At 33.1% G+C, this 26,692-nt stretch carries 29 protein-coding genes; 24 read left to right on the forward strand and 5 right to left on the reverse strand.

Features of this window, described 5'->3' with window-relative positions; genetic code table 11:
- The first annotated feature begins 43 nt into the window (after positions 1 to 43).
- The 9 genes from ACSHW7_RS06385 to ACSHW7_RS06425 all read left to right on the forward strand — a co-directional run bounded on the left by ACSHW7_RS06385 (position 44) and on the right by ACSHW7_RS06425 (position 9,827).
- Entirely contained in the window at positions 44 to 733 is a 690-nt protein-coding gene (locus ACSHW7_RS06385) for a hypothetical protein (RefSeq protein ID WP_435678500.1), read from the forward strand.
- Between the two features lie 150 nt (positions 734 to 883).
- Positions 884 to 1,261 carry a phage tail sheath subtilisin-like domain-containing protein gene (locus ACSHW7_RS06390; RefSeq protein ID WP_435678501.1) on the forward strand — a complete coding sequence of 126 codons (378 nt, stop codon included), beginning with the start codon at positions 884 to 886 and terminating at the stop codon, positions 1,259 to 1,261.
- Positions 1,262 to 1,264: 3 nt separating this feature from the next.
- The gene (locus ACSHW7_RS06395; RefSeq protein ID WP_435678709.1) at positions 1,265 to 1,546 is read left to right on the forward strand and encodes a phage tail sheath C-terminal domain-containing protein; all 282 of its coding nucleotides are present in this window, start codon (positions 1,265 to 1,267) and stop codon (positions 1,544 to 1,546) included.
- A gap of 124 nt (positions 1,547 to 1,670) precedes the next feature.
- A complete protein-coding gene (locus ACSHW7_RS06400; RefSeq protein ID WP_435678502.1) occupies positions 1,671 to 3,560 on the forward strand; it encodes a CocE/NonD family hydrolase in 1,890 nt (629 codons plus the stop codon).
- Positions 3,561 to 3,679: 119 nt separating this feature from the next.
- Positions 3,680 to 4,831: an ImmA/IrrE family metallo-endopeptidase gene (locus ACSHW7_RS06405; RefSeq protein WP_435678503.1), complete on the forward strand. Its 1,152-nt coding sequence runs from the start codon at positions 3,680 to 3,682 to the stop codon at positions 4,829 to 4,831.
- Entirely contained in the window at positions 4,832 to 5,365 is a 534-nt protein-coding gene (locus ACSHW7_RS06410) for a DUF4411 family protein (RefSeq protein ID WP_435678504.1), read from the forward strand.
- 432 nt (positions 5,366 to 5,797) lie between these two features.
- Positions 5,798 to 7,462 (forward strand): patatin-like phospholipase family protein, encoded by a 1,665-nt coding sequence (locus tag ACSHW7_RS06415; RefSeq protein WP_435678505.1) that lies wholly within the window; start codon positions 5,798 to 5,800, stop codon positions 7,460 to 7,462.
- Positions 7,452 to 7,982 (forward strand): hypothetical protein, encoded by a 531-nt coding sequence (locus ACSHW7_RS06420; protein ID WP_435678506.1) that lies wholly within the window; start codon positions 7,452 to 7,454, stop codon positions 7,980 to 7,982. The genes ACSHW7_RS06415 and ACSHW7_RS06420 overlap by 11 nt, the downstream gene beginning before the upstream one ends.
- A gap of 285 nt (positions 7,983 to 8,267) precedes the next feature.
- A complete protein-coding gene (locus tag ACSHW7_RS06425) occupies positions 8,268 to 9,827 on the forward strand; it encodes an SDR family NAD(P)-dependent oxidoreductase (RefSeq protein ID WP_435678507.1) in 1,560 nt (519 codons plus the stop codon).
- A gap of 109 nt (positions 9,828 to 9,936) precedes the next feature.
- Here ACSHW7_RS06425 and thiE read toward each other — a convergent pair whose 3' ends face one another.
- The 3 genes from thiE to ACSHW7_RS06440 all read right to left on the reverse strand — a co-directional run bounded on the left by thiE (position 9,937) and on the right by ACSHW7_RS06440 (position 12,232).
- Positions 9,937 to 10,578 (reverse strand): thiamine phosphate synthase, encoded by a 642-nt coding sequence (gene thiE / locus ACSHW7_RS06430; RefSeq protein WP_435678508.1) that lies wholly within the window; start codon positions 10,576 to 10,578, stop codon positions 9,937 to 9,939.
- 35 nt (positions 10,579 to 10,613) lie between these two features.
- A complete protein-coding gene (locus tag ACSHW7_RS06435) occupies positions 10,614 to 11,327 on the reverse strand; it encodes a DEAD/DEAH box helicase (protein ID WP_435678509.1) in 714 nt (237 codons plus the stop codon).
- A gap of 83 nt (positions 11,328 to 11,410) precedes the next feature.
- Positions 11,411 to 12,232 (reverse strand): T9SS type A sorting domain-containing protein, encoded by an 822-nt coding sequence (locus tag ACSHW7_RS06440; protein WP_435678510.1) that lies wholly within the window; start codon positions 12,230 to 12,232, stop codon positions 11,411 to 11,413.
- A gap of 396 nt (positions 12,233 to 12,628) precedes the next feature.
- Here ACSHW7_RS06440 and ACSHW7_RS06445 point away from each other — a divergent pair, with 396 nt between their 5' ends.
- The gene (locus ACSHW7_RS06445; RefSeq protein ID WP_435678511.1) at positions 12,629 to 13,408 is read left to right on the forward strand and encodes a DUF1206 domain-containing protein; all 780 of its coding nucleotides are present in this window, start codon (positions 12,629 to 12,631) and stop codon (positions 13,406 to 13,408) included.
- Between the two features lie 147 nt (positions 13,409 to 13,555).
- Here the strand turns inward: ACSHW7_RS06445 and ACSHW7_RS06450 are convergent, their stop codons facing one another.
- Positions 13,556 to 14,068 (reverse strand): hypothetical protein, encoded by a 513-nt coding sequence (locus tag ACSHW7_RS06450; RefSeq protein WP_435678512.1) that lies wholly within the window; start codon positions 14,066 to 14,068, stop codon positions 13,556 to 13,558.
- A 448-nt stretch (positions 14,069 to 14,516) separates the two neighbouring features.
- Here ACSHW7_RS06450 and ACSHW7_RS06455 point away from each other — a divergent pair, with 448 nt between their 5' ends.
- The 14 genes from ACSHW7_RS06455 to ACSHW7_RS06520 all read left to right on the forward strand — a co-directional run bounded on the left by ACSHW7_RS06455 (position 14,517) and on the right by ACSHW7_RS06520 (position 25,114).
- On the forward strand, positions 14,517 to 15,401 hold the full coding sequence (locus ACSHW7_RS06455) for a MazG nucleotide pyrophosphohydrolase domain-containing protein (RefSeq protein ID WP_435678513.1): 885 nt from the start codon (positions 14,517 to 14,519) through the stop codon (positions 15,399 to 15,401).
- Positions 15,402 to 15,422: 21 nt separating this feature from the next.
- A complete protein-coding gene (locus tag ACSHW7_RS06460) occupies positions 15,423 to 16,409 on the forward strand; it encodes a nucleotide kinase domain-containing protein (protein WP_435678514.1) in 987 nt (328 codons plus the stop codon).
- A complete protein-coding gene (locus tag ACSHW7_RS06465; protein ID WP_435678515.1) occupies positions 16,399 to 16,890 on the forward strand; it encodes a TIR domain-containing protein in 492 nt (163 codons plus the stop codon). Before ACSHW7_RS06460 ends, ACSHW7_RS06465 begins: the two co-directional genes overlap by 11 nt.
- A gap of 11 nt (positions 16,891 to 16,901) precedes the next feature.
- On the forward strand, positions 16,902 to 17,528 hold the full coding sequence (locus ACSHW7_RS06470; protein WP_435678516.1) for a hypothetical protein: 627 nt from the start codon (positions 16,902 to 16,904) through the stop codon (positions 17,526 to 17,528).
- 4 nt (positions 17,529 to 17,532) lie between these two features.
- Entirely contained in the window at positions 17,533 to 17,943 is a 411-nt protein-coding gene (locus ACSHW7_RS06475) for a hypothetical protein (RefSeq protein ID WP_435678517.1), read from the forward strand.
- 207 nt (positions 17,944 to 18,150) lie between these two features.
- Positions 18,151 to 18,480: a phosphotyrosine protein phosphatase gene (locus ACSHW7_RS06480; RefSeq protein ID WP_435678518.1), complete on the forward strand. Its 330-nt coding sequence runs from the start codon at positions 18,151 to 18,153 to the stop codon at positions 18,478 to 18,480.
- Between the two features lie 492 nt (positions 18,481 to 18,972).
- Complete coding sequence (locus ACSHW7_RS06485) at positions 18,973 to 20,934, forward strand: DUF2779 domain-containing protein (RefSeq protein ID WP_435678519.1); 1,962 nt, start codon at positions 18,973 to 18,975, stop codon at positions 20,932 to 20,934.
- Positions 20,927 to 21,916 (forward strand): helix-turn-helix transcriptional regulator, encoded by a 990-nt coding sequence (locus ACSHW7_RS06490; RefSeq protein WP_435678520.1) that lies wholly within the window; start codon positions 20,927 to 20,929, stop codon positions 21,914 to 21,916. Before ACSHW7_RS06485 ends, ACSHW7_RS06490 begins: the two co-directional genes overlap by 8 nt.
- Before the next feature lie 126 nt (positions 21,917 to 22,042).
- Complete coding sequence (locus tag ACSHW7_RS06495) at positions 22,043 to 23,104, forward strand: nucleotidyltransferase domain-containing protein (RefSeq protein ID WP_435678521.1); 1,062 nt, start codon at positions 22,043 to 22,045, stop codon at positions 23,102 to 23,104.
- Positions 23,101 to 23,805 carry an STING domain-containing protein gene (locus tag ACSHW7_RS06500; RefSeq protein ID WP_435678522.1) on the forward strand — a complete coding sequence of 235 codons (705 nt, stop codon included), beginning with the start codon at positions 23,101 to 23,103 and terminating at the stop codon, positions 23,803 to 23,805. The genes ACSHW7_RS06495 and ACSHW7_RS06500 overlap by 4 nt, the downstream gene beginning before the upstream one ends.
- 58 nt (positions 23,806 to 23,863) lie before the next feature.
- Positions 23,864 to 24,292, forward strand: a complete 429-nt coding sequence (locus ACSHW7_RS06505; RefSeq protein ID WP_435678523.1) for a hypothetical protein — start codon at positions 23,864 to 23,866, stop codon at positions 24,290 to 24,292.
- A 38-nt stretch (positions 24,293 to 24,330) separates the two neighbouring features.
- Positions 24,331 to 24,459: a hypothetical protein gene (locus ACSHW7_RS06510; protein WP_262890626.1), complete on the forward strand. Its 129-nt coding sequence runs from the start codon at positions 24,331 to 24,333 to the stop codon at positions 24,457 to 24,459.
- 17 nt (positions 24,460 to 24,476) lie between these two features.
- A complete protein-coding gene (locus ACSHW7_RS06515; RefSeq protein ID WP_435678524.1) occupies positions 24,477 to 24,686 on the forward strand; it encodes a hypothetical protein in 210 nt (69 codons plus the stop codon).
- A gap of 17 nt (positions 24,687 to 24,703) precedes the next feature.
- Positions 24,704 to 25,114: a hypothetical protein gene (locus tag ACSHW7_RS06520; protein ID WP_435678525.1), complete on the forward strand. Its 411-nt coding sequence runs from the start codon at positions 24,704 to 24,706 to the stop codon at positions 25,112 to 25,114.
- Between the two features lie 787 nt (positions 25,115 to 25,901).
- Here ACSHW7_RS06520 and ACSHW7_RS06525 read toward each other — a convergent pair.
- Positions 25,902 to 26,630, reverse strand: a complete 729-nt coding sequence (locus ACSHW7_RS06525; RefSeq protein ID WP_435678526.1) for a DUF6090 family protein — start codon at positions 26,628 to 26,630, stop codon at positions 25,902 to 25,904.
- Positions 26,631 to 26,692: the final 62 nt, after the last annotated feature.

Below are 26,692 nucleotides of genomic sequence, written 5' to 3' on the forward strand. Positions count from 1 at the left end.
AGACTAATATCTTTAAACTATAATTTTCTAAGCTAATAAAATTATGGCAAAAGTTTACAGAACACCGGGTGTGTATGTTGAGGAAGTTTCTGCATTTCCAACAAGTATTGCACAAGTTGAAACGGCAATACCTGCATTTATTGGATACACAAAAAAGGCTGTTAATGGCGAAAACTCTATTAAAAATATACCTACTAAAATCAGTTCTTTTTTAGAATATCAAGCTGTATTTGGTGGTAATTTTAAAGCTAAGTGCACAATCAGCACTATTTCTGTCGACACTCAAAAACCTGATAGACATACTATTAATTTCAATGGTGAAACTAAAGCTTTAAACTATAAAACGGGTCATTGCTTTATGATGTATAAGAGTGTAAAACTCTTTTATGAAAACGGCGGTGGCACGTGTTTTATCATTTCCGTAGGAAATTATAAAGGAAAATCTAATGGCGTTGAGATTAAAAGGTCGGCTATAGAAAACGGAATACAAAGTTTACTCAACGTTAATGAACCCACATTAGTAGTATGCCCAGATGCTGTGACACTTCTTTCTATGGATTGCTATTCCGTATACAAAAAAATGCTTGCTCATTGTGCGCAGTTGAGAAACAGATTTGCAATCATCGACATCCATAACGGATTTCAAAATCCAGGTTCTGGAGATGGCGATGTCATTCAACGTTTTAGAGAAAGTACCGGCACAGAAAATCTTGAATATGGAGCAGTATATTAACCATGGCTGCACACAAACATTATAGATAATGAAAAAATAACCTTTGAAAACATAGACCTTTCTTTAAGTGATTTATCAAAAATTTTAAAATCAAAAGAAGCTACTTCTCTTATTAATGATGCTTTGAAAGTAGATAAATTAACTAAAAGAATGACGCAAAAAATTCATGAGGGTTTAGTAGCGGTTAGTCCCATGTATGTTGATTTAATCAAAGCAGTTTGTCTGGTGTTTAATTTACTACCGCCATCAGCGGCTATGGTAGGAGTCTATACGATGGTAGATGCCACAGACGGAGTTTGGAAAGCACCTGCAAATACTTCGCTTAATTCGGTTGTAAAGCTTTCCGTTCAAATTTCAAATGAAGATCAAGCAAATTTAAATGTAGATGCAGCCAATGGAAAATCTATAAATGCGATACGGAATTTTCCCGGAAGAGGAATACTCGTTTGGGGAGCTAGAACACTTGATGGCAACAGTAATGATTGGCGTTATATCAACGTACGCAGAACGATTATGATGATTGAATAATCTATCAAAGAGACCTTAAACGTTTTTGTTTTTGAACCAAATGACGCAAATACTTGGCTAAAAGTGAAATCAATGACTTCAAATTTTCTTACATCATTATGGCGAGAAGGAGCCTTGGCCGGAGCAAAGCCCGAGCACGCTTATTTTGTGCAAGTTGGTCTTGGCGCCACGATGACAAACATTGATATTCAAGAAGGAAAAATGATAGTATCAGTCGGTGTAGCCATCACACACCCTGCAGAGTTTATTGTTTTTAATTTGCAACAAAAAATGACGGTTGCATAATTAGTTAACTGTTCTCTTAAAATAAATCTTCGCTTTTCTTCGGAAATATAAAACACATCAAACAGCTTGGTGCTGATGCATCATTTTCTGTAACTTTAAAATTCCAAAACAAAACACCTTTTATATGAAGCATTTCCAAAGTATTTCATTGTTACTCTTTCTTTTTATTTGTCACACATTTCAAGCCCAAGAGCAAGAAAAAGACAAAGAAGACATCTTTAAAAAGCTAGCCGAAATCGCCGTTGTTGACCAAAAGGTGATGATGCCCATGCGTGACGGAATACGTTTAGCAACAGATATTTACAGACCCAAAGGAACTGAAAAAGTCCCTATCATCTTTTCACGTACCCCCTATAATTTTAACTCTTGGGGTGACGGCGAACAAAAAACTCGCACCGCAGAGCAAGCGTATGAGGTGGTAAAAAGAGGATATGCTTTTGTAGTACAAAATGAAAGGGGACGTTACTTTTCCGAAGGAAATTGGGACATTCTTGGAGTTCCATTAACCGATGGCTATGATGCATTTTCATGGATGAAAGACCAATCGTGGTCCAACGGAAAAATAGGAACTATAGGTTGTTCTTCAACAGCCGAGTGGCAAATGGCTGTAGCCGCGTTAGACCATCCATCACACGCTGCAATGGTTCCTCAGGGATTTGGAGCAGGAGTAGGCCGTGTGGGAGATATCATGGAACAGGGAAACTGGTATCGTGGTGGTGTAGAGCAACTATTGTTCTTTTCTTGGTTGTATGGAGTTGAGCAGGACAAATTTAAACCTAGAATTCCTGCAGGTGCTACGCAGGAGGATTTGATAAGAATTTCACGTTTTTATGACTTGGCACCAGAAAATCCTCCCATAGATATGAAGGAAGCGTTGAGTCATTTACCCATTCAAGATATTTTAAAAAACATCAATGGGAAGCATGAGATTTTTGACAAAATGGTGCGCCGCAAACCCAATGACCCAGCATGGTTTGAGGGCGGCTTGTATCATGATGATATGGATTTTGGTGTTCCTAGCTTTTGGTTTGCTTCTTGGTATGACGTTTCAATTACACCCAATCTTGCATTGTTCAATCACGTAAGGAAAAATGCAAAAGATGCCGAAATTAGAGAAAATCAATACCTCGTTATTGCACCCACATTACATTGTCGCTACACGCGAGCTACCGAAAACACTATGGTTGGCGAACGAAGTGTTGGAGATGCACGTCTCAACTACGAAGAACAAATTTATAACTGGTTTGACTTTTGGTTAAAAGGTGAAAAAACAGATTTTAAGGAAAAAACCCCACGTGTGCAATACTACACTATGGGTAGCAATAAATGGCAAGCTGCAGAGCAATGGCCCCCGGCAGATTCAAAAATGACTACGTATTATTTAAATAGTACCGGAAATGCAAATTCATTAATCGGCTCTGGAACATTGAGCACCAAAGAAGCGGAAAAAGACAATCCAGACACCTTTGTTTATGACCCAATGAATCCTGTGATGTCTTTAGGCGGAAATGTGTGCTGTACAGGAAATGCAGTTGAGGGAGGCGCTTTTGACCAACAAGAAATGGAAGAGCGTGCAGATATTTTAGTCTACACAACCGAAGCATTAACCGAGGGAGTTGAAATCAGTGGTTTTATCGAAACAGAATTATACGTTTCATCCAACGCAAAAGATACCGATTTTACCATAAAATTAATTGACGTATATCCTGACGGGACTGCTTATAATCTTGATGAAACCATCCAACGTGTGCGTTACAGAGATGGATATGATAAAGAAGTTTTTATGGAAAAAGGGGAGGTGTATAAATTAAAACTAACACCTATGTCCACAAGCAACTATTTTGAGAGAGGACATAAAATTAGAATCGAAATCTCGAGTAGTAATTTTCCACGTTTTGCTAGAAACCTAAATACAGGTGGAGATAATTATGATGAGTCTGAAGCTGTTGTGGCTCAAAACAAGGTACACCATTCTAAAAAATATCCCTCAAATATAAAATTACCCATTCGATAGAAAGTTATTTTATGAAATTTATATATTAAAATAACAGCCCAAAAGGGCTTTTATTTTTTTGTTGTAGCTAATACCAAAAAAATCTTTTCGTTTAAATCGAAATTTGTAGATTTGACTGAATGGCGGAAAAAGATAAAATATCAGTAAATAATGAAGTTTTGATTTGGGCAAGAGAATCTATTGCTCAAACAAAAAACTACGTTGTAGAAAAAACTGGAATTAATATACGACGCCTAAATCAACTTGAAAGTGGAGAAAAGCATCCCGATTTAGACGAATTGAAGCTTTTAGCAAAGACTTACAAAAGAACTTTAGCCATTTTGCTATTGCTGGAACCACCCAAAGAAAAACTACTTCCTAAAGACAGAAGAACAATTGATTCTAAAGAAATAGGAAATTTTCATGAAAAGACGATTTTAGCTGTCCGAAAAGCAAGAGCATTTACTCAATCTTTAATTGAACTAAAAAATGAAGCAGGAATATCGATAACTAAATTTCCATATTCTGCTACAACTGAAACCTCAATTGCAGGTATAGCTCAAAAAATACGATTTGATTTAAACCTTAATGAGGTTAGAGAATTGGATAACATGAATGATATTCTTGATGCTTATATTGAGAAAGTAGAATCGCTTGGTGTAGCAGTATTTCAAATGAGTTTAACCCAAGATAAATTAAGAGGGTTTTCAATTGTAGATGAAGAAATACCAATCATAGGAATTAAAAGAGGAGGAGAAAAACCAACTTCAAAAATCTTTACTCTTTTTCATGAGTTAGGACATGTTATTTTAAATACTGGAGGACTTTGTGACTTATCAATAAAAACTGTAAGTGAAATTGAAAAATGGTGTAATGCTTTTGCGGCAGAAATATTAGTTCCAACCGCAGAATTACTTTCTAATCAAATCGTTGAAAGTTACAGGTCAGCAAAGAATAAAATTTGGTCTAAAAAGGATTTGATAAAGTTGTCTAATATTTTTCATGTAGGACCTTTAGCTATTTTACGCTCATTATTAACTCACAAGTTAACTACTTCAAAATATTATAAGGAAAAACATGAAGTTTGGAATAAACCATCTTTTGGTCTTTCAAAAAATCCAGAGGGAAGAAATATTGCAAAAGAAACAATAAAAGAAAAAGGTAGAAGTTACATTTCTCTTGCATTTTCGGCATACGATAAAAACCGAATTGACATTAAAGATTTATCTGATTTTTTAGGTATTAAACTTTCTTATATTCCAAAAACTCGTGAACTATTAAATTCTCGATAAATGGAAATAAATTTTTACGAGAATGAAACTATTTATGTTGTAGATACGAGTGCTTTAATTATGCTTGAATACACATATAAATATGATAATCAAGTTTTTAAAGCTATTTGGGAAGAAATTGAAGATTTAATTCCAACAGGATGTTTTAGAACTATTGATTTTGTTGAAGATGAAATTAATAGTTATGAAGGCAAAGAAGACTTTTTAAAAAAATGGATAAAGAAATGGAAAAAACATTTCGTTCACAAAACCGATACTGCTTCTATTACTGCTTCAATCCCAATAATTAACGAAGAATTCAATACTGGATTTTTAGACGCAAAAAAACAATCTCAAGGTAAAGAGGAGGCTGACCCATATTTACTTGGCTACTGTAAAACTCATGATTACGTCTTGATTACTAATGAAAGTAAAACTAAACCGAATAAAATTCCAGCGATAGCGGAAAAAAACGGAATCAAGTGTATAGACATAAATGACTTCTTAAAAGAAAGAGGTTTAAGAATGGAACGAAGGAAAGGGAATAAGCACTAACAACACAACCATGTATAATTCATTGCTAGTTCTAGCCTACTTGGAAATTCCTTCGGAATTTCCTCTGGTTCGTTTTAGTTTACTAATCTAGCTGATGAAACACACAACGAAATCATACACAAGACCATTATTCCTAAGGTGTTTTAACAATTTGTAAGCTTTTTCTTCAAGCTTGAAGTAAATATTATACGGTTAATAGTAAATCATTTTTTTTAATTACATTTGGCTTAACTACTTGAAATATAGTAGTTCATCTTCCCCAATTTACTTATTGCTCAAGTCTTTTTTAGACTCTTGGTTTTATTTTACTCACTAAGATTTAATCATTTTTTCTATTGAAGTAAAAAGTTTGATTCTAATCTATTTAAGGTTCAAGCGAAACATTTTAATAAGAAATAACTCCGTTAAACTAACATAAAAACTGCTTACTTTATGATTGATAATTTTAATTTTTCAGAGGAAGATAAAAACACGGCAAAGACCTATTTTGATGCCGCAGATGCGGTTTTAATTAAGGCTATCCTCAATCCTGAGCTTACTCTAAAAGACAAAATAAATGAAGACGGCGAGATTGACATCAAATGGATTTCCGATGCTACGATTATTGAAAAAACCTACAATAAAGATGGTGCTGCCATAGAAAAACCACGACCCATTATTGATTTGGTGCAGCAAGGCGGTGGCATGTGGGGAATAGCATTATTAGGCTATTGCTACATAATGGAAAAAATAGGAATTCGGTTTTATAGTCATGGTGGAACGAGTGCTGGAGCCATAAATGCTTTGTTTCTTTCTTCCATTTCTGCTGATATTTACAAAGAAGCCCCAATTATCAAAACAACCGATAATCGCGGCGCTTTAAAGTCTGAAATTTTAACGCTCATTGTTTCAAACATGGATTTTTCTTCCTTTATGAATAGAAAAGGGATTGTTGGAAAAATGCAAGAACGACTTTTCAAAAATTTCAACTCAAAATTTTTACCAATTATCATCGGCTTACTTTCTATCATTACCATTTACGGAATGTATAAAATTTCGTCAATAGTGGTAAAAGGTGCTTCGGAAATGAACGCCGGAGATTCAGCTTATTTTTCAGTCATCATCGCTATTTATAGCATATTGGCATTTATATTCTTGTTATATATTTTATTTACTAAAGTGCTTGGAGAAAATTTCGGGCTCAATACAGGTGAACCTTTTTTGGTTTGGGTAAAAGATAATTTAAAGAAACTAAATATCTATACCACAGCAGATTTAAACAAAAGTCTTTCAGAAACACAACTCGTTAGAAATTCTGAACCTACCTCACTCAAAGAAAAAGCAGTGACAATGGTTTTCTCTCAAGAACAACCAAAAGCAGATACTAGCATAAGTGAAGCAAACACCGACCAAAAAACTGTAATTGCACCTGAAGCTTTAGAAAAATTCAAATCACTTTCGGGCGAAAAACCAATGCTGGTTGAAAACCCAAAATTAGTTATCATCACGGCAAATTTATCACATAATCGCATTGTTAGATTTCCGAAGAGAGCCGCCGAGTATTGGGAAAACCCTAAGCTCGTGCATCCAGCGGCATTTGTAAGGGCATCTATGTCTTTGCCCTTTATTTTTCACACATTTATTCCCAATGATGCCAACCACTACGGAAAAATAAGCAATGAAAACAAAGTGAAATTAAAAGCAAGATTTGTGGATGGCGGGATGCTCTCAAACTTCCCAATTCGGGAATTTCATCGAACCAGTAATAAGCCACCAAGTTTTCCAACCTTTGGAGTACTACTCTCGCAACGTCCTAAAATAGAGTCTGAAACAAATCTGTACGGCCAAAAAAACTCTTTGATGAAATACATTATGAGCTACGTAAAAACATTTCGAAATTTTTACGATAATGACTTTATAATTGATAATGAAGAAATTAAAAATAGGGTAGTGACCGTGAATACGACAGACATCAATTGGTTGGATTTCTGGATGAATTCAGGAACTAAAAAAGACCTTTTTATAAGAGGAGCCGAGGCTGCGATTGAGCAAATCAATCAATTTAACTGGAAAGAATACAAGGATATACGTATAAAAATGATAGAAGATGGACAGTAGTAACACACAATTAACTATCAATACGCGCCTTTGGGGGGTCGCGCTTTTACTCACGATAGCCATTGGGAGTTTATTTTATTGGTACAAAGACGCAATTATCCCAAATATTATGGCGATTCAATTTTCATCCACGTTGGAACAATTTAACACAAATATTTCAAGCGCATTGCCCAATGCAAGACTACATACGTATATTAATTTTGTATTTATCATCAGCTATTCGCTCTTGTTTTATGCGGCCTATCGCGTATTTCAAACTTCTATGCGAATCCCTTTTTCCAAACTCGTTATTGTAATTTGTTTTCTCCCAGGAATTTTTGACCTTATTGAAAACTTCCTTTTTTTACATCTTATCGACAATTTGGATAGCTCAAAAACCTTTTCTTGGTATTGGTGGATGGTTCGTGCAAAATGGACATTAGTCATTCCATTTTTTATGATGAACATCACGATATTGATTTATTATTTAGTAAAATCCATCAATTCGTTGGTAACGTTTATCGACGAAAAAAAGAAGTGATTTCAAACTTTTTTAATGACTTCGGAAATTTTAAGTAGTTGAAAATGATTGCCTTTGTTTAAGTAATGTGCTCTAAAGGTTTTCAATACATACCTCTTTTTCTTTTTCAAAATTCTTCAAGGAATTAAACAATTTGCAATAGGAGAGAGGATGTAAAATTTCAGAACAGTAAAAACGTAATTTACCTTATTTAATTTAATCACTTGTTGCAATTTGCAAGCGTGGTATCCTTATTTTTACAATCTTATTTTAGATAAAAAATAAACGAAATCACGTTTTAAAAGTATGCTTGAAAATCAACAGAAAAAGGACAATGCGCATAAAATTTCCGAAAAAGAAATTAATAATTGTATTTCCATTTTAAAACGTTTAGTTACTGATACCAATCAAATCTACGACCTTCCCGAAGAAAAAAGAACGGCGCTTTTAAAGGTTTCAGGCATGCTTTCTCGCCCTAGCCGTGACGAATTTAAACGTAGAAAAAAGGATGCGAAGAAAGCTGAAAAGCGTAAAATGATTGCTAAGGACAAGCACGCAAGAAAGACTACGGGAATTAGATCGGCACGAGAAGCAACGCTTTTTGTAGCTCCCAAGTTACTTGCGGCGGCATCCATTGAAGATACATTAGAATTGGAATCTCCACGAAATTGTTACGTATGCAAAACGATGTACACAAAACTGCATCACTTTTACGATTCCATGTGTACCGAATGTGGCGATTTAAACTATGCAAAACGTTTTCAAACAACCGATTTAAAAGGGCAAGTCGCTGTAATTACTGGTTCAAGATTAAAAATTGGCTACCATATCACATTAATGTTATTACGCTCTGGAGCTACCGTGGTTGCTACAACACGTTTTCCGGCAGACTCTGCCATTCGCTTTTCTAAAGAAGTTGATTACAATCAATGGAGTCATCGTTTGCACATTCATGGGCTTGATTTACGGCATATTCCAAGTGTTGAAATTTTCTGTAATTATATTGAGCAGAAATATGACCGTCTAGATATTTTAATCAACAATGCGGCTCAAACCGTGCGAAGACCTTCCGGGTTTTATTTCCATTTAATGGAAAATGAAAAATTACCCGTGGATCAACTGCCAAAATTGGCGCAGCCTTTATTGGAAGACCACATCAATTGTTTACAGGAATTAACAAATTTGAGTGTTTCTACGTCAAAAACCAATAAAAACAATGTGCTCCCGGTTACTTGGCACGGGCCAGAACCAGGGATTGGATTGCGAAATTCAGCCGAGTTGTCTCAAATTCCGTATAGTTTTGATAACTCGTTGCAAACTTCGGAAGTATTCCCAGAGGGGAAATTAGACGCAGATTTACAACAAGTGGACTTGCGAAAAACAAACAGTTGGCGTTTAAAATTGGGCGAAATTGAGACCACCGAAATGGTTGAAGTCCAACTGGTAAATGCCGTTGCGCCTTTTGTACTCTGCAATCGGTTATCCAATTTGATGATGAAAGAGAACACAGGTAAAAAACACATAATCAATGTTTCGGCGATGGAAGGGAAGTTCCACCGCTTTAAAAAAGAAGACAGACATCCGCATACAAATATGGCGAAAGCTGCTTTAAATATGTTGACACATACCAGTGCGGCAACGTTTGCCAAATCTGGAATTTATATGAACGCAGTAGATACAGGTTGGGTTACAGATGAAGATCCTGCAGAACTATCAAAAAAGAAAGCCGAAGTTCATGATTTTCAACCACCGCTGGATATTGTGGATGGCGCAGCGAGAGTGATGGATCCGTTAATCGATGGCATCAACACCGGTAAACATTGGTGCGGTAAATTTTTAAAGGATTATTTTCCTATTGATTGGTAGCAGAAATTTTAATGCAAAACCAAAATATATATTTTAGAAACCTCGACACTACAAATAGTAAACAACACCTATTAATTGCCCAATTCATATTTCCGAAGCACAGAAATTACTACTCAAACGTATAGCGCTGCTCCGCCGTTGAAGAAGCATTCAATAATTGGTTGAACGTCTTGATATTGTTGAAATCGCGGGTAATGGCTTCGGAAACTGCGATGCCAGAAATGCCCGTTTTTAAAATATCCACAACGTCATTGGTGGTGATGCCGCCCACGCCAATGAGGGGTGTGCCGGTTTTCAAGATATCAGTAATCGCGGTGTAGCCGTTAATCCCCAAAACCGGTGGCGTATTTTCCTTTGTGTTGGTATTTCTAAACGGTCCCAAACTAATGTAATTTACTTGATGGTCCAACAACAATTCGCACTCCTGTAAGGTATTTGCGGTGCCGCCAATGATTTGCCAATCATACAGATATTTCCTTGCCACAGCAGGACTGGCGTCGGTTTGCCCCAAATGTACGCCATCTGCTTTTATTGCTTTGGCAATTTTATAATGGTCGTTGATGATTAATCTGGTTTGAAAATGTGCTGTGATTTCTCGAGCTTCCGTAGCAAATTTTAAAAGCTTTTTTTCTGAAGATATCTTTAAACGTAATTGGACCAATTCAGCTCCGCTCGTACATGCTTTTTGAATGTTTTCAAGATGGTCTTTTGGAGAATTTCCTTGAGAAATGTAATGGAGTTTAGGTATCATCACGTTGTAAAGTTTCAGATAAAAAATTGGCTAGACTAAAATGAAATTTTCTTTGAATATTCCATAAAATAGGATTCGAAGCGTTGTAGTTTGGGATCCATTTTTTCTGCGTAGAGTACATATTGGCATTTAATAATACTCTGCGTTATCGACATGATTGCATTATATGAAGATTGCTGCACCAAAAAAGCCGCATCATCAATACTAAAAATCTTTAGTTGGGAGGTGGCAACGCCATTCATCAAAAACAATTTGTTCATCGATTTTGGAGTGGAAATAAGGATGTCGATACCTTCAAATATTTCAGACTTTTGGACGTCCACATGCAATTGCTCGTAACCCACATACACGCGCACCGAGGTGTGTCTCGTATAACTTAAAAACGCATCGTAAAGTTCTAGCGCTCTTTCTTTGTTCTCTACTAAAACCAAGGCTCTTGGTGAATTTCCTTGGGCTTCACATTTTAAATTTTGTAAGGTTGTGAGGACAAGTGTGGTGGTTTTTCCGCTTCCTTTTGGAGCTGTGCAATACACATTCGCACCACTTTTGATCACAGGAATACTTTTTTTCTGAAATGGAGTAGGGGCAGTAATCTCTAGCGTTTTAAGCTTTTCTTGTAAGTGAGGATGTAATTTTTTAAAAGGCATAAAAAGGATTGAGATTGCGTTGAAATGTGAAATATTATTTAGGACAAAGATACAATCAAAGGGCGGTTTAATAGAATAACTTTCGGTATAGTAGTTACTCATTAAAAAACCAGTTTACAATTTCTTGTAAACTGGTTTTATATAGTATTGAAAACTTAATTTCAACTGAACGTATCAATTTCTAATTACTTCTTTACCATTTTCTTTAATAGAACGGTGTCATCTTTTTCTAATTTCAGAATATAAATTCCGTCGGTTAGATTGTCAATATTCATGCTGTTGCTCGATTGTATTTCAGAAAGTACTTTTCCCGAGTACGAAAGAATTGTTGCTCTATCTACTTGCGTTGAAAAAGTAATTTTGCTTTCCGCAGGGTTTGGATACATTGAGAATGTACTATTCGTAAAACTATCTATACCGAGAGATTCATCAACTACCAATTGAAAATTACAACCTGTTGTACTTGTACCAGCTTCGTTGGTTGCCGTCAAATCAATTGAATAAGTACCAACGCTTACAATTTCTCCAGCTGCGGGTTCTTGAATGTAAGTAAAATTGCCACAATTTCCTGTAACAATCAATGCGCCATTTGTCGCATAATTGGGAACTTCATAATTTCCGGAAGCATCTGCCGTCCCTATTTGGTCCTCTGGACAGTCAAAATCACAATCACCAGTTTGCATCTCGATAACGGCAACATCAAAGTCGCAATCGTCTGTTTCCCCTTGAGAAGAAACAGTCATCACAACCTCAAATTCTCCTAAATCCATAACAGTACCTGGAGGAGGGGATTGGGTTACAACGGCTCCGCTGGCGCATTCCTCGAGAGTAACATACCCTAAGGCATAGTAGTCTTCCACAACATATTCAAGATTTGAATCTGCAATCACCGCAAAATCATCTGGACAGTAAATATCACAATTGCTTTGGGCACTTGCGATCGTAATAGATAGAACGAATGTAAATAAAAATGTAAGTGTTAATTTTTTTGTAGTAGTAAATTTCATATCATATATAGTTTTAAGTTTTTTAATTATTTGCAAGTTAATATCAGCATAAAACCTATTGCGTTAATAAATACTCAATATTTTAAGAGTTTTGGTTAATTATTTCTAAAATTTTAGCAATATCAAAGCTACCTCATTAAAGAGATTGTAGGACTTACTCTGAAATTTCAATTATTCTATTACGGAATAAAATGTAAAAAACATCTTAAACGCTAATTGTAGCTTTTAAAAGCAACCGAACAAATAGTATATTAAATTTTTATTCTGAAATGTAGAGGGTAGAGGTAGATTGAACTTAATAATATGAAATGTTCTTAAATAGTTAAATCCGTGTGAACCTAAACCATTGTTTTTTAAAAAATTAGTATTTTAATTATTAACTATAAAAAAAACAATATGAGTGATAAAAGAGAAAAGTTTGCAAGATTTGGAATCGCCACCAAAGGCGTGGTCTATATATTAATTGGAGGTCTTACGGCCATGACAGCGTTAGGAATGGGAGGGAAACAGACGGGGAGTTCTGGGGCACTTGAATATTTGGCAAAGCAATCTTACGGACAGGTATTATTGAGCCTTGTCGCTTTTGGGCTGGTGGGTTATGTGTTTTGGAGATTTTACCAAGTCTTTGCAGATTCTGAAAATAACGGAACAGATGCCAAAGGAATTATAAAACGAATTGCCTATTTTTTTAGCGGAGTCTTTTATGCTTTTCTAGCCTATTCTGCCATTAAGATCATTACAGATGCCGGTTCGAGTAGCAGTGGAAACAGTTGGAGCGCTATCTTTCAAAGCACTGCCGGAAAAATTCTTTTGGTCCTTGTAGCCCTAGGATTGTTGGGGAAAGCAATCTATCAACTCTATCAAGCCTATTCTGGAGGTTTCCGTGACAAGATTAAAGAAGCGGGGCTGGACCGCAAGGCTCAAAAACTATTGGTTCGTTCTGGAGAAATAGGATTTACCGCACGAGCTATTGTTATTGGGATTACAGTATATCTCATATTTAGAGGTATTATTTCTGAAGGCAGCACAGATATGGCAGGAAAAAAGCAGGCATTTGAATTCCTAAAAGGAACTTTTGGCAATACTGTACTCATTGTAATTGCATTGGGACTGGTCGCTTATGGTGTTTTTATGTGTATCAAAGCAAGGTATGCTAGTAAGCTTATCAATGCCTAGTAAGTTTAGAAATCTATGTGTCATTTTGTAAATCTTATCCACGTCTTGGATGTGTAAACTACTAAAGAAATGCCATTGAAACCAAAAAGCCCTGATTCATAATACGAAATCAAGGCTTGCGGCAACCAAATAATAATATGTTAGACTTTAACACCCACTGCAATCAACTATGATGTCTAATATGGATGAAGTCATTGAATTAGAATTCTCGGCAGCCGAAAACGTAGCCGAAATTACAGCGTAATTTTGGTCGGGAAACTCTTGATAATTTATGATGTCTAGCGTTCCTGCGGTAGCATCGAGAACAAACGTATTGCTTTCAAACACTACAGTGGCGTAGAATGGGAGGGACGTATTCCCAACGGGTATGGAGCCTTCACTAACAATTGCCTGCATAGCGGCATCATTGTCAACAATGGTGATTACTACGTTACCACTTCCGCCTGCTGTTCCAGACAATGTAATCGTTGTGGTCATGGCGTTGGAATACAACGTGCTGATACTAGCTTGTAAATTTTCTACCACAAAGCCGCCACCGTTAGAAAGTGCAAGCGAAATTGTGCCTTGTGCGGGGCGTTCTGCTTCCTGATTGTCATCGTCTGATGAGCAAGCAACTAATGTGATGACCGTTAATACCATTAGGATTTTAAATACTCTCATAATACTTTTTGTTTAAGGGTTATATTAGAGCATCGAGATACTTGTGGGATGTCATCATCGTACCACAAGAAAATTACTGACTAAAAACCACAAAATTTGTTTTTTGATAGCTGAAGTTAAGCAACAACTTTTGAGGCAATAAATTACAATCTGTTTAAGAAGCAATTTTACATAATGACTGATTATAATTAAAAGAATTATAATGTTCTGCGTTATGTAACTTTGCTTTGAGAGAAAGCGTTTTGCATTTACGGGTTTCCATAATATTTTTTTCTTATCAATAGTTTATCTTTAAAATGTTAATGAAACACTCTTTACAGCGTTGCCAGGAATAGGGGAAGGAAAGTGTGTGTAATGGATTTAATTGGCTTTATTATAAAGAAATTACTTGTTAAATTATCACATACTTACCTCCATTATTCATTTAATCCAATTAACTTTATCTACTATGACATTTAAGGAATATCAAGAAGCAGCAAAAAAAACTATTCAGGAATATAATAGCAATGATCATTTAACAGATGTTGTTCCATTTTTAGGAATAATTGGAGAAATAGGGTCAGTACTAACCCAACTGAAAATAAAGTTAAGAGATGGCGATTCATATATTGCTTATAAAACAAAATTGAGTGAAGAATTAGGAGATGTATTGTGGTACTTATCTACAATAGCTACTCAGAATGAAATTAGTTTAGAAGAAATTGTAGATTTAAACCTTGTCAAAATTAAAGATAGGTTTCTAGCCGATGACACTACAAAATATATAGACTTTGATAAAGATTACCCAAAGACCGAAAGGTTTCCAGATGAATTTGAAATTGAATTTATTAGTTTCATTGAAGATGGTAAAAACAAACTAAAAATTATAGATAAGAGAAAAAACGTTCTAATTGGTGAACCACTTACTGATAATGCTCACGAAGAAGATGGCTATAGATTTCACGATATTTTTCATTTTGGTTATTTAGCTATTTTAGGTTGGTCACCAGTGTTGAGAAAATTACTGAAATTAAAAAGGAAAAGTAAGCCTATAATTGATGAAAATGAGGATGGTGCAAGAGCTCAAATAACTGAAGAATTAATTTCATTATTCATCTATCATCACGCGTTAGAACACGATTTACTAAAATACAGTTCAAGTGTAGATTCTGGTATAATTAAGAAAGTTCAAAATTTAGTCCAAAATACTGAAGTCAGGAATTGTAGTGGAAGACAATGGGAGAAAGCAATACTAACATCGTTCAAGATGTTTAATAAACTAAGAGAAAATGATGGAGGAAGAGTATTAGTAAGCAAAAAAAATAGTACATTAATTTACTTAGGGAAAAACTAAATAAAACGGCAATAAATTTTAATGATAACAGTCCACAAAAAGCTAAAAAGTCCAAAAAAATCAGAGGTTTACGATACTTATTGGAGGTTTGCTGCGGAAAGACAAAATATTTTTTTCAATAGAATCAATAATAATCTCATTTGGACTCATGATCCTATTTTATTAAAACATAAATTCACGAATGCTTTTAGAGCTTCTGATCGAGTTAGCCAGTATTTGATTAAAGAAGTAATATATAATCACTCTCAAGAACCAAAAGAAGTATTATTTAGAATTTTATTATTTAAGACTTTTAATAAAATAGAAACTTGGGAGGTTCTTTTAAAAGAATTGGCATCAATATCATACAGTGAGTTTAAATTCGAAAACTATGATTGGATTTTAACAAATCAGATGAACTCAGGAAATGCAATTTATTCAGGTGCTTATATAATGACTTCGGGTCGTAGTAGATTTGGTTTTAGTAAAAAACATAGAAATCATCTTAAACTCATTGAATTGATGATGGAGGATAATTTGCTTGAAAAAATACAAAATTGTAATTCTTTAGAAGATGTATTCTATCTACTAAAATTATACCCAACTATAGGTAATTTTTTGGCTTATCAATATACAATAGATATTAACTACAGTGAAATTTGTGATTTTGATGAAATGGATTTTGTTTATCCTGGTCCTGGTGCTTTAGATGGAATTAAAAAATGTTTCATACATAGTGGAGATTATACGGAAAGTGATTTAATTAAATATGTTACCGAAAGGCAAAAAGAGGAGTTTACAAGGTTGAATATCAATTTTAAAAACTTATGGGGAAGAAATCTACAACTAATAGATTGTCAAAATTTATTTTGTGAAGTAGATAAATACTCACGTGTAGCACATCCTAATGTTAGTGGTATTTCTGGTAGAATCAGAATAAAGCAAATATTTAAACCAAAAAGTAGCCCAATCAGTTACTGGTATCCACCAAAATGGGGGATAAATCAAAATCTCAATAATGGAGAATAAGAAACGTCATAACGTATTTATAAGTCATCACGGCTTAGATGATGATAAAGTACAATCCTTAAAAGGGAGACTTAAAAACAAGGGATATAACGTTTGTAATTATTCTGTTGATAGTACGAAGCATACAGAAAGAAAACGACCTGACGATAAAGTTATTCACCGATATTTAAGGAGGCAAATAACTTGGGCTGGTACATTTATATGTTTGATTGGAGAACAAACACATTCACGAAAATGGGTAAATGACGAAATCAGAATGGCACATTCGCAAGGAAAAAAGATTGTTGGAATCTTCGCGCACGGCAGTAATAATAGTGTGGAACTACCCGAAGCATACAAAAAATATGGAGGTGTAACTATGGGTTGGAATTCTTTAGATAGATTGGGTGAAATTATGAATGATAATGAGTTTCCAGTTGAAAATCCTGATGGTTCAAATAGAAATGCCTTATATAAAATTGCTAGGGTAAAATGCACATAAATAAAATAAAAATGAAATTATACTCATATAAGTTAGATCACGATTATGGTCTCGCACCTAATCCATTCGGACAGTTTTGTACGTTAGCAGTATGTAAACCTACAATTAGAAGTAATAAGAAACTAAATATTGGTGATTGGGTCATTGGTACTGGAAGCAAGAAGCTTAAAAAGAACCACCATCTAATATTTGCAATGGAAGTATCCGAACGGATTACCTTTCAAGAATATTGGGATGACGAAAGATTTCAATATAAAAAACCTCTACTAAATGGAAGTTTAGTTCAAATGTATGGAGATAATTTTTATCATAAGACATTAAAAGGCGACTGGATACAAGAGGCCTCGGCTCATAGTATTGTAGATAATGAACAACATTTAAAGAATGACACAAGTGGAAAATTTGTTTTGATTTCAGAGAATTTTTTTTACTTTGGAAATAATTCTCCAAAAATCCCAAATGAACTTTTGGAAGTTTGCAATGAAGGGCGAAATATGAAGTCAGAAAGTATTAGTGATGAGATCACTAAGGAATTTTTAAAATGGCTTAAAAAAAATAAAAAACCAGGACTGAATGGAGATCCTATTAATTGGAAAGAACATTTAAAAGAACATAATCAGACTATTTTAAAAATTTAATTCAATGGATGAAAAGTTAAAACATCTAGAGTTCATTCAAAACATAATTACTCGAATGAATACTAATTCATTTCAAATAAAGGGTATGAGTGTTACTTTGTCGGCAGCATTATTAGCTTTAGTTGCAAATACAACTAATATGATATTTATAGCAATTATTTATTTCACACTTTTTATATTTTGGGGTTTAGACGCATATTATTTAAGTCAAGAAAAAGGTTATAGAAATCTGTATAATCGTGCAAGAAAATTAAGTAATGAGCAAATTGATTTTGATTTAAAATTAAAAAGTACTGATGTGGAGGGAAACAATTCTTGGCAATTCTCATTAACTAATAAGACAATCATTCTCTTGTATTTAGCTCAAGCCATATTGAGTTTAATTTTAATAGTATTATTTAAAAATTTACAATAATTTTTCTTCGGCCTCAGAAAACTTTGGTTAAAACAATAGGGGGAGTTGAGCGTTCCTGCATCTGACGACTTACTAAATACTTTTCAATTCAATTAGCAGAAAGTTATTTTGGCAAGAGAAATATATTAAGTACTTAGAAGATATAAAAATCGGTTATCCGTATAACAAACTAAAAATTTAGTTATAATCCATTTCTAGAAAAATATATTGAAAAAAATCCTTTTTATATGTTCAGCAAATAAAGATCGTTCTAAAACGGCAGAGGATTATTTTGCTGCCAAATATACAGAGATTGTTTTTGAGTCCGCAGGTACAAACCAAAAGACCTGTAATATGCTTGGTACAAATTATATCAAAACAGCGCTATTAGAACAAGCAGATTTTATTTACGTGATGGAGCAAAAACATGCAGATGCTATTCAAGCTGTATTTGGTAATTCATATTTCAGAAAAATAACGGTGCTACATATTAAAGATACTTTTAAATATGGCTCAAAAGAGCTCATTGAAATCCTTGAGTCAAAAATTTCCTTTTAAGCCAATCGCTGAGAATCGCGTATTTAAAATTTAATGATGGATTACGCGAGATATAAGATTTTTGGTTTGGATATAATTGAAGATAAAGGCGCTATATCTGCATTTACGTAAAATAGCACAGAAAAAATGCTATTCGTCGTTTTACTCAAATATTATAATTGTACTATAATGTCTTGCGTTATGAAACTTTGCTTTGGTAAAAGCGAAGTTATTTTCTCCAATCTTCTTTTATTTTTTTCTTTCTAAGAGCTTTCTTCTCAAAAGGTAATGGAACACTTATTATGCGAGCCGACGATAGGAGGGGAGTGTAATGTGTGTGGAATGGTATTTTACTACATATTTTAATTAAACTACGGAATTCCGTAAATTATTTCTTGTTAAATTTTCTATCTTTGACATATCTCCAAAATTTACCAGATTCCCCCAAAAATCTACTTACTCAAAACTTCAATCTTGATAGCTTGAAGAGTTTAATGGTATTAAAATTCTATTATGAGATTATTGACGAAATCTAAATTTAAACTCGGGTTAGAATGCCCAAACAAGCTTTATTACACAGGCAAAAAAGAATATGCAAACACAAAAAATGAAGACACATTCTTAGAGGCCTTAGCTCAAGGTGGTTTTCAAGTTGAAGAACTTGCAAGAATGCATTTCCCTGGAGGAACACTAATAGACGAAGATACTTGGGAGTATGAAAAAGCCTGGAACCTGACCCAAACGCTTTTAAAACAAGAGAATGTAATAATTTATGAAGCTGCTTTTCTATTTGAAGGATTATATATAAAGACAGATATTTTAGTAAAAAAAGGTAATATAATTGATTTAATTGAAGTGAAGTCTAAATCATTTTTGCCAGATGATGAATTTTTATTTATTGGTAAAAGAGGTGGAATGGTTGCAGGTTGGAAACCATACTTGTTTGATGTTGCATTTCAAAAGCATGTTATGCAATCTTGCTATCCATATTGGAAAATAAATTCTTTTATAATGATGGCTGATAAATCCAAAACAGCAAGTATTGATGGATTAAACCAGCTCTTTAGGATTACTAAAAAAGGAAAAAATCGTACTGGAATAAATAGTAAAGTAAATACGTTAGAGGAAATTGGCAATTCAGTTTTAGGGAGAAAAAATGTTACAGAAATTATAGGTGAAATTGAGTCGAATAGATATAAGTATAATGAAAATTTGACCTTTCAAGAGTCTATTTTATTATTCAAAGATTTATATAAAAATGACACCTATGCTAGTTGGCCTACTTCATTTAGTTCCTGCAAGAACTGCGAGTTTAAATTAACAGAAAGCGGTGACTCAAATTTGAAATCTGGTTTCAAGGAGTGCTTCAATAAACAGCATGAATGGGGAGAAGAAGAGTTTAAACAATCAAACATATTTGACATATACGATTTCAGAAAAGGAAATAAATTATTTCAAGATGGTATTGTTTTTAAAAGGGATTTGACTGAAGATAATATTGGTTTAAAAGTAGAAGCTGAAAAACTTACAACATCAAATAGGCAATGGTTACAAATTGAGAAAGAAATAAACAATGATTCTTCTTATTATGTTGACAAAGATGGTTTAAAGAGTGAATTAGAAAAGTGGATATTCCCTTTGCATTTTATTGATTTTGAAACTAGTATGTCTGCTTTACCATTTAATAAAGGACTCAAACCATTTGAACAAGTTGCCTTTCAATTTTCTCATCATATCTATCATGAAAACGGTATTGTAGAACATGCTAATCAGTATATAAATAATACAATAGGGGCGTTTCCAAATTTTAAATTTGTTAGAGCCTTAAGAGATGCTTTAATTAATTATGATGGAACTATTTTTAGATACTCTCATCATGAAAATACAATTTTAAACGCTATTTATATTCAATTAAAAGATTCTGATGAACCTGATAAAGAAGACTTAATGAGTTTTATCCAGACCATATCACATTCCAAACGTGAAAGTGCAATTAAATGGTCAGGAGAAAGAGATATGGTCGATTTATGGGACTTAGAGAAGCGTTTCTATTATAACCCTCTTACTAAAGGTTCAAATTCACTAAAAGAGGTTTTACCAGCTTCAATTAATTCGAGTCCTTATCTATTAAAAAAGTATTCTCAATCAATTGGTGAAATAAATCTAACTAGCAAGAATTTTTCTGATAATCATGTATGGCTAAAACAAGAGAACGGAAATGTATTAAATCCTTATAAATTATTGCCTCCAGTTTTTGAGGATTGGACAGAAGATGCATTAGTAAACACACTTTCTGAAATTGAAGGAATAGCAGATGGAGGAGCAGCATTGACAACCTACAGTAAAATGCAATATACTGATATGACTCAAGCAGAGATTGATGAATTAAGTATAGCTTTATTCAGGTATTGCGAGTTAGATACTCTCGCTATGGTTATGGTTTATGAACACTTTAAGGAGTTAGCATATGCCTAGTAACAAAAATGCATATATAAGACATCGATTTATTGATAGTCTTTTGAGAGACAATGATTATGTTAAGACTAATGTAATAATTGATAAACTGAATGAAAGACATGATATTTCAGTTGTAACTACCACAATTAATAAGGATATAAGAGATATGCAAATGGAATTGCATGCTCCAATAGAATACTCTAATCAAAAAAAGGCATATTACTATCCAGATGATGTTGATGACATATTTCCTTCAATAGAATTAAAAGATGATGAACTTAACGCTTTATTATTTTACACCAAAAATATAGCTCATTATAAAGATATAGGGATTTTTAAGGATTTCACTAACGCAATTGATAAAGTAATTGATGCAGTTAAGATTGAAGCTAGTCATCAAAAGGTCTCTAAAAGAATAACTATACAACCTGAAAACTTCCCTAAATTTCAAGGTAGTGATTTACTACCAGAAATAATATCAGGTTTTGACACTAATTTTAAATTCAAGTTTGATTATAAAAAGCATAACTCTGAAGAAGTAAAGAATCATACCGTAACTCCAATTTTACTAAAGGAATATGACCATCTGTGGTACTTGATTGGTAAGATAGAAGGAAAAAATTTCGTTACAATTTTTGCTCTAGACAGAATACGAGGTTTTGGCTTAACAGAAATAAAATGTGAAGAAATAACTGAATTTGATTCTAATAAATATTTTAATCATGCTTTTGGAATTTCTGTTCCTGATGGAGAAGTAGAAGATGTTGTCTTGGAGTTTGATTCTTGGAGAGGCAAATATTTAATTTCTTCCCCAATTCATAAATCACAACAATTAGTGAAAGAGGAAAAAGATAAATTAATATTTTCTTTCAAAGTAATTCCCTTTCATGAACTTCACTCAAAAATATTAAGTTATGGTAGCTCTGTAAAGGTTTTAGAGCCTGAAAGTCTTCGTTTGAAAATCAAAGAAATTCTTAATAGCACACTTGAAAATTACTAAAATTTAGATTTTTTTTATGGCGCAAATAGAGTGCGCCATCAAGTTGTTTATTTGTAACATGAAATTGAATTAACAATAAAATTCATGTTATGATAATGAATAAGACAACCATTAAAGAAAAGAGAAATGGCAAAGAATTATAAAATACTAGCACAAAACGTTAGGTCAAGATTAAACCCAGAAGGCTTATTATTTAAAAAAGCCTTTACCGATGAATTATCAACTGTTGCATATAGCGATATATTAGTTTATATAAGGACCGCAATGAAAGGAGTTCCTGCTGTATACACGCAACGAAGTATGGATGCAGGAGAAAAAGTAAAGGGTCATTTGAAAAGGGAATTAACAGATGTAACTTATAAATATCAAGGTTCCGTGATGACTAATACTCATATTAAAGGCGCTAGTGATATTGATTTACTTGCTATTTGTGATAAATTTTATCATTGGGATTGGGCTGAAGTTGGTCAGATATTAAATAATCCATCAAGAAAGCAAAATTACTATTCAAGTCAAGTGGAAAAGCTTGAAAGAGAAACTAAAATGAGTAAATATCAAGGAAATTCTATCCAAGATTTACACAACAATAGACTTATTTCTGAAAAGGTTTTGTCAGATACTTATCAGATTTGTGATATTTTAAAACCTAAAGCTATTAAAATTAAAAACTTGAATTTGAATAGAGAAGTAGATACCGTTATTGCTAACTGGTATGATAGTGTTTCTTCTATTATTTCGGACAAAGGTAATAATAGGGGAATTCAAGTTTATAATAAGGATACTAACTCCAGAGGAGAGGTCGGTTTTCCATTTTTGAGTATTTCGAGAATAAATTCCAGAAGTTCCTCTACAAACGGTAGACTTAAAAGAATGATTAGATTCTTAAAGAATATAAAAGAAGATTCAGACAACAATATCAAATTGAATAGTTTCGAAATAAATGCTATTTGTTATGATATTGAACCAAATACTTATGTCAATTTAAATTTTTATGACTTAGTGTCAATTATCTATAAGCAATTAAAAAGCATAGTAACTAATGAAATACATGCAAATAGAATTGTTTCTGTTGATGGAACGGAAACAATATTCAGAGGTGAACCTGAAAAAGTGAATAATTTGAGATTAATATTAGCTGAAGTTGAAAGTATTTATTTTGATTTGATTTTACAGAAGAAAGCTATATGAAAAAAATAATAATAAGCTTTTTGGTTAAAAATTCTAATGCTATAAAATTTTTAAGTGTAATCTTAAATGTCGTTGCATCAGTAGCACTAATTATGTGGCTTTTTAATAAAGATATTACGATACATAAATGGTCTTTAGACAAAGAAGCTTTGTTTGTTATTTTAACATCTGTAGCTGTTTTATTGAATCAATTCCATAAATGGTTGTTAACAGAAGCAGAATATTCCCCAGCATATGCTTTAGCTTTAGGGTATGTAAATAATTTCATAGAGCCTGTTATTGTCCAATTAATTGAAGATGGTATAAAAACACCTCTTGTTTATATATACAGGCCTAAAGCAATTTCTGAATTGTATAAAACCAATATAGATAAAACTAAAGCTACAATAAAAAATATGCAATTTGATTTGACTGAGTTACAATTAAATTTAAAACACGGTAGAGCTAGAGATATTTTGACAATACAAAAATCAAAAACTAAAAAAGTCTTCTTTGATTTTCCAAATACTTTGCTCTCACTTTCTGCATATATAGATTACAAAACTAGTTCAGGAGCAAACCAATTTAATGATAAAGAAAAAGTAAAATTAACAGAAGAACTATTTGAAAAATTTTATTCGAAGATTAACGATTTGACAAAAGAGAAAAATTTGGATGAATACATAAAGTATTGTGATAAAAAACTTGACTTTACTTTTTAACAACAAAATACTAGTTAATACACTTACAATAAATAAGTTATAATAACAAATATAATATATGGCGACTAAAAACGAAAAATTATTTGGAACATTAATAGGAACTACTATAGGTATGTTTGTTGCTAATCGTTATGCAAATAAAAACGGATTAACGGGAACAGAAAAGATAAAGTGCCAGCTGATAGGATTAACAAGTGGTGGTATCGCAGGTTATGGAATGGCAAGTTTAATTGGTAGTCCAAATGATACTGTAAACTACATTCTTCTAAATAGAAAGCGAAATAAAACTGAGCATGTTTATGACGGTATTACTTACGAACATAGAATTCCAAAACGAAATAAAGAACATTCAAAAAGTGATAAAATTTATACTCATATGATTTATGATAAAGCAAAACCTAGAGTTGAAGCTCTAAAATTGGAAAAAAAGCTAATTACTGAAAATAAAAGAATATATAATAAGCAACACAATGCAAAAGTTGCATAAAGCACTTTGATAAAAAACACTAATTAAAAACAAAAATTATGGCACTTAAACCAGGACCAAAAAGAATTGCTAAATCAACTGGGAAACCAGATAGACGCGCACGAGATAATAAAGATACACCAGGAAACACACCTTCTTTGAAGCCACCTAAACGTAAAAAAAAGTAAAATAATATGGATTAAAAATGGAAAGATATAGAAATAGAGATTCTGGTGTAAAAGCTTATCAAATAGGTACTGATTATATTTTAGTGAAATTTGATTCTTTTAAAACATATAAGTATAGTTACAATAAGGCTGGTAGATTTAAAGTAGAAAAAATGAAAACATTAGCTGTAAGAGGAAAAGGGCTAAATAGCTACATAAATAGATTTGCAAAATATTCTTATGATTAAATTTAAAAGATATAAAAATGATTGTTTTAGATTTTCTAAAATCTGAATTAAAAAAAATTGACTTACAATTAATGCCAAAACCTGATGGGAGGGAAGGAGTCGATTTTATGGTTGGAGATAAACAATTGTATCTACAGCCTCTTAATTTAGATGCTTCTCAGAGGAGTATCAAAATATCTAAACTAGGTTTAGGAGCATTAAGAAATGATTTGTTTGTTGTTTTAGTATTAGTATTAGAAAACCAACCTAGGGCTTTTTATCTTATTCCATCAACAGAATTGGCAAAGTCAAGTAATGATATTTTTACGGAAAATAGTGTAGACCTAATGCCAAGTTTATCTAATTGGGAAATCAAAGTTACCGTTAACACAATACCCAAATTAGTTGAGTATTCATTGACAAATATGGTTGGTAAATTAAAAGAATAGTGTGTTATATTATGTAAAATAGATTTTGCGTTTCAACCCAGATGGAGAGGTGGCAAAACGGCCTCAGAGAACTTTGGTAAAACAATAGGCGAAATGAGCGGCCATATTCTAGACTTCTAGTTATATGTTGGTTGAACACTATAATCTTTCAAGAAACTCAAAGCTGTCTTAAGAGTTAGAATGCTTTCTAGAATATAGCGATTGAGCCGTGATTGTTTCCAAAGTTATCTGAAGCCTTGATTTTTTTGTTTCTTTTTTTATCAACAAAAAAAGATAAGAATCATTTAAACAGACTGAATGATTGCTAAAAGGTTAGCAAGTGCACAGAAATTTATTTTTCTTAAATTTTGTGCTGTTGCGGCAAGCTGCTGAGAATGCTCTAGAAAAAAATATGACGTACATTTTATCGAATACACGAATTTTAAAGAATCTAAAAGGTTAGCTTTTTTTTGGTGCTGGCCAAGCGTTGGCAAATTGTGTTTTAAAATGAACGCCATTTAGCGTTTATTTTAAAAAAGCAATCCGGCGGTTGGCTGTGCGGCAATTTTACATAACGACAAATTATGGAACAAATGAAAATATGCGTCGCAGACACCGCTTAAAAAAGTTTCCTGACCCTGTTGTAGGTTTTAACCAATTCTCAACGCTTGAGGGATATTTTACATAATATCATTATAGCTAACAAACGGGGTTTCCCCTATAAGCTACAATGTGTTAATTTTGTTCTATAATTTATATTATGTAAAATAGAACTTTTTAAAAGATATACTAAAACACAACAACATTCCTACTCCTCATTTAGAAGCTGTTCTAATTTTTCAATATGCTTACTAATTTTTTCGTTTGTTTCGTACAGATGGTTGTAATAACTCTGGTATGCAATCTGATTTAAATAGGCAACTCTGTTTCTATAATCTGGACTATTGGAAAAATAATCCTGACAGTCATTATTACATCTTCCACTTCCTATAAATTGTGCAAACCAGGCATGATTGTCTTTTAAATATTTTAAGTTATCTACGAGCGCTTCCGCAATACGGTCTACATAAATCTTGTTGGTGTATAGAATTTCTTTGTAGAGTTCGTCTATTTGGTAAAGTTCAGTTTCTATAGCGCCAGAAATCAATTTGTCCCGCGCAATAAGATCATTGACTTTAGTACTGATATCTGGTAATTCGGTAATGAACAAGACATTTTCACATTCCACACATTCCTGCGAAACGGGTTCATTTTGTTCAGTTTTGTAGAGTACTAATTCTATTGAGCTTTCGTACTGTTTCCATATTTTAAAAACCGTAGCTATTTCTGTAGTGTCACGCTTCATCTTTTGTAGCACTTGTTCTGCAGTTTTTAAAGTGGACTCTTTTAATTTATTTTGCTCATTGAAGTTGTTTACTGCCAACGCGATAAGTATTCCTATAGCTACAAGGATAATCTCTCCAATGGCATACAGTATGTATTTTCTAATTCCATTTCCGGGATTTAACTTTTGTCTAAAGTTTCTAAAAAATTTCATAGACTAAAAATAATTGTTTTTAACGAATACTTGGCAAAGCACCCAGCAAGAACTTTTAATTT

The organism is Patiriisocius sp. (assembly GCF_051252435.1).
Lineage (GTDB): Bacteria > Bacteroidota > Bacteroidia > Flavobacteriales > Flavobacteriaceae > Patiriisocius.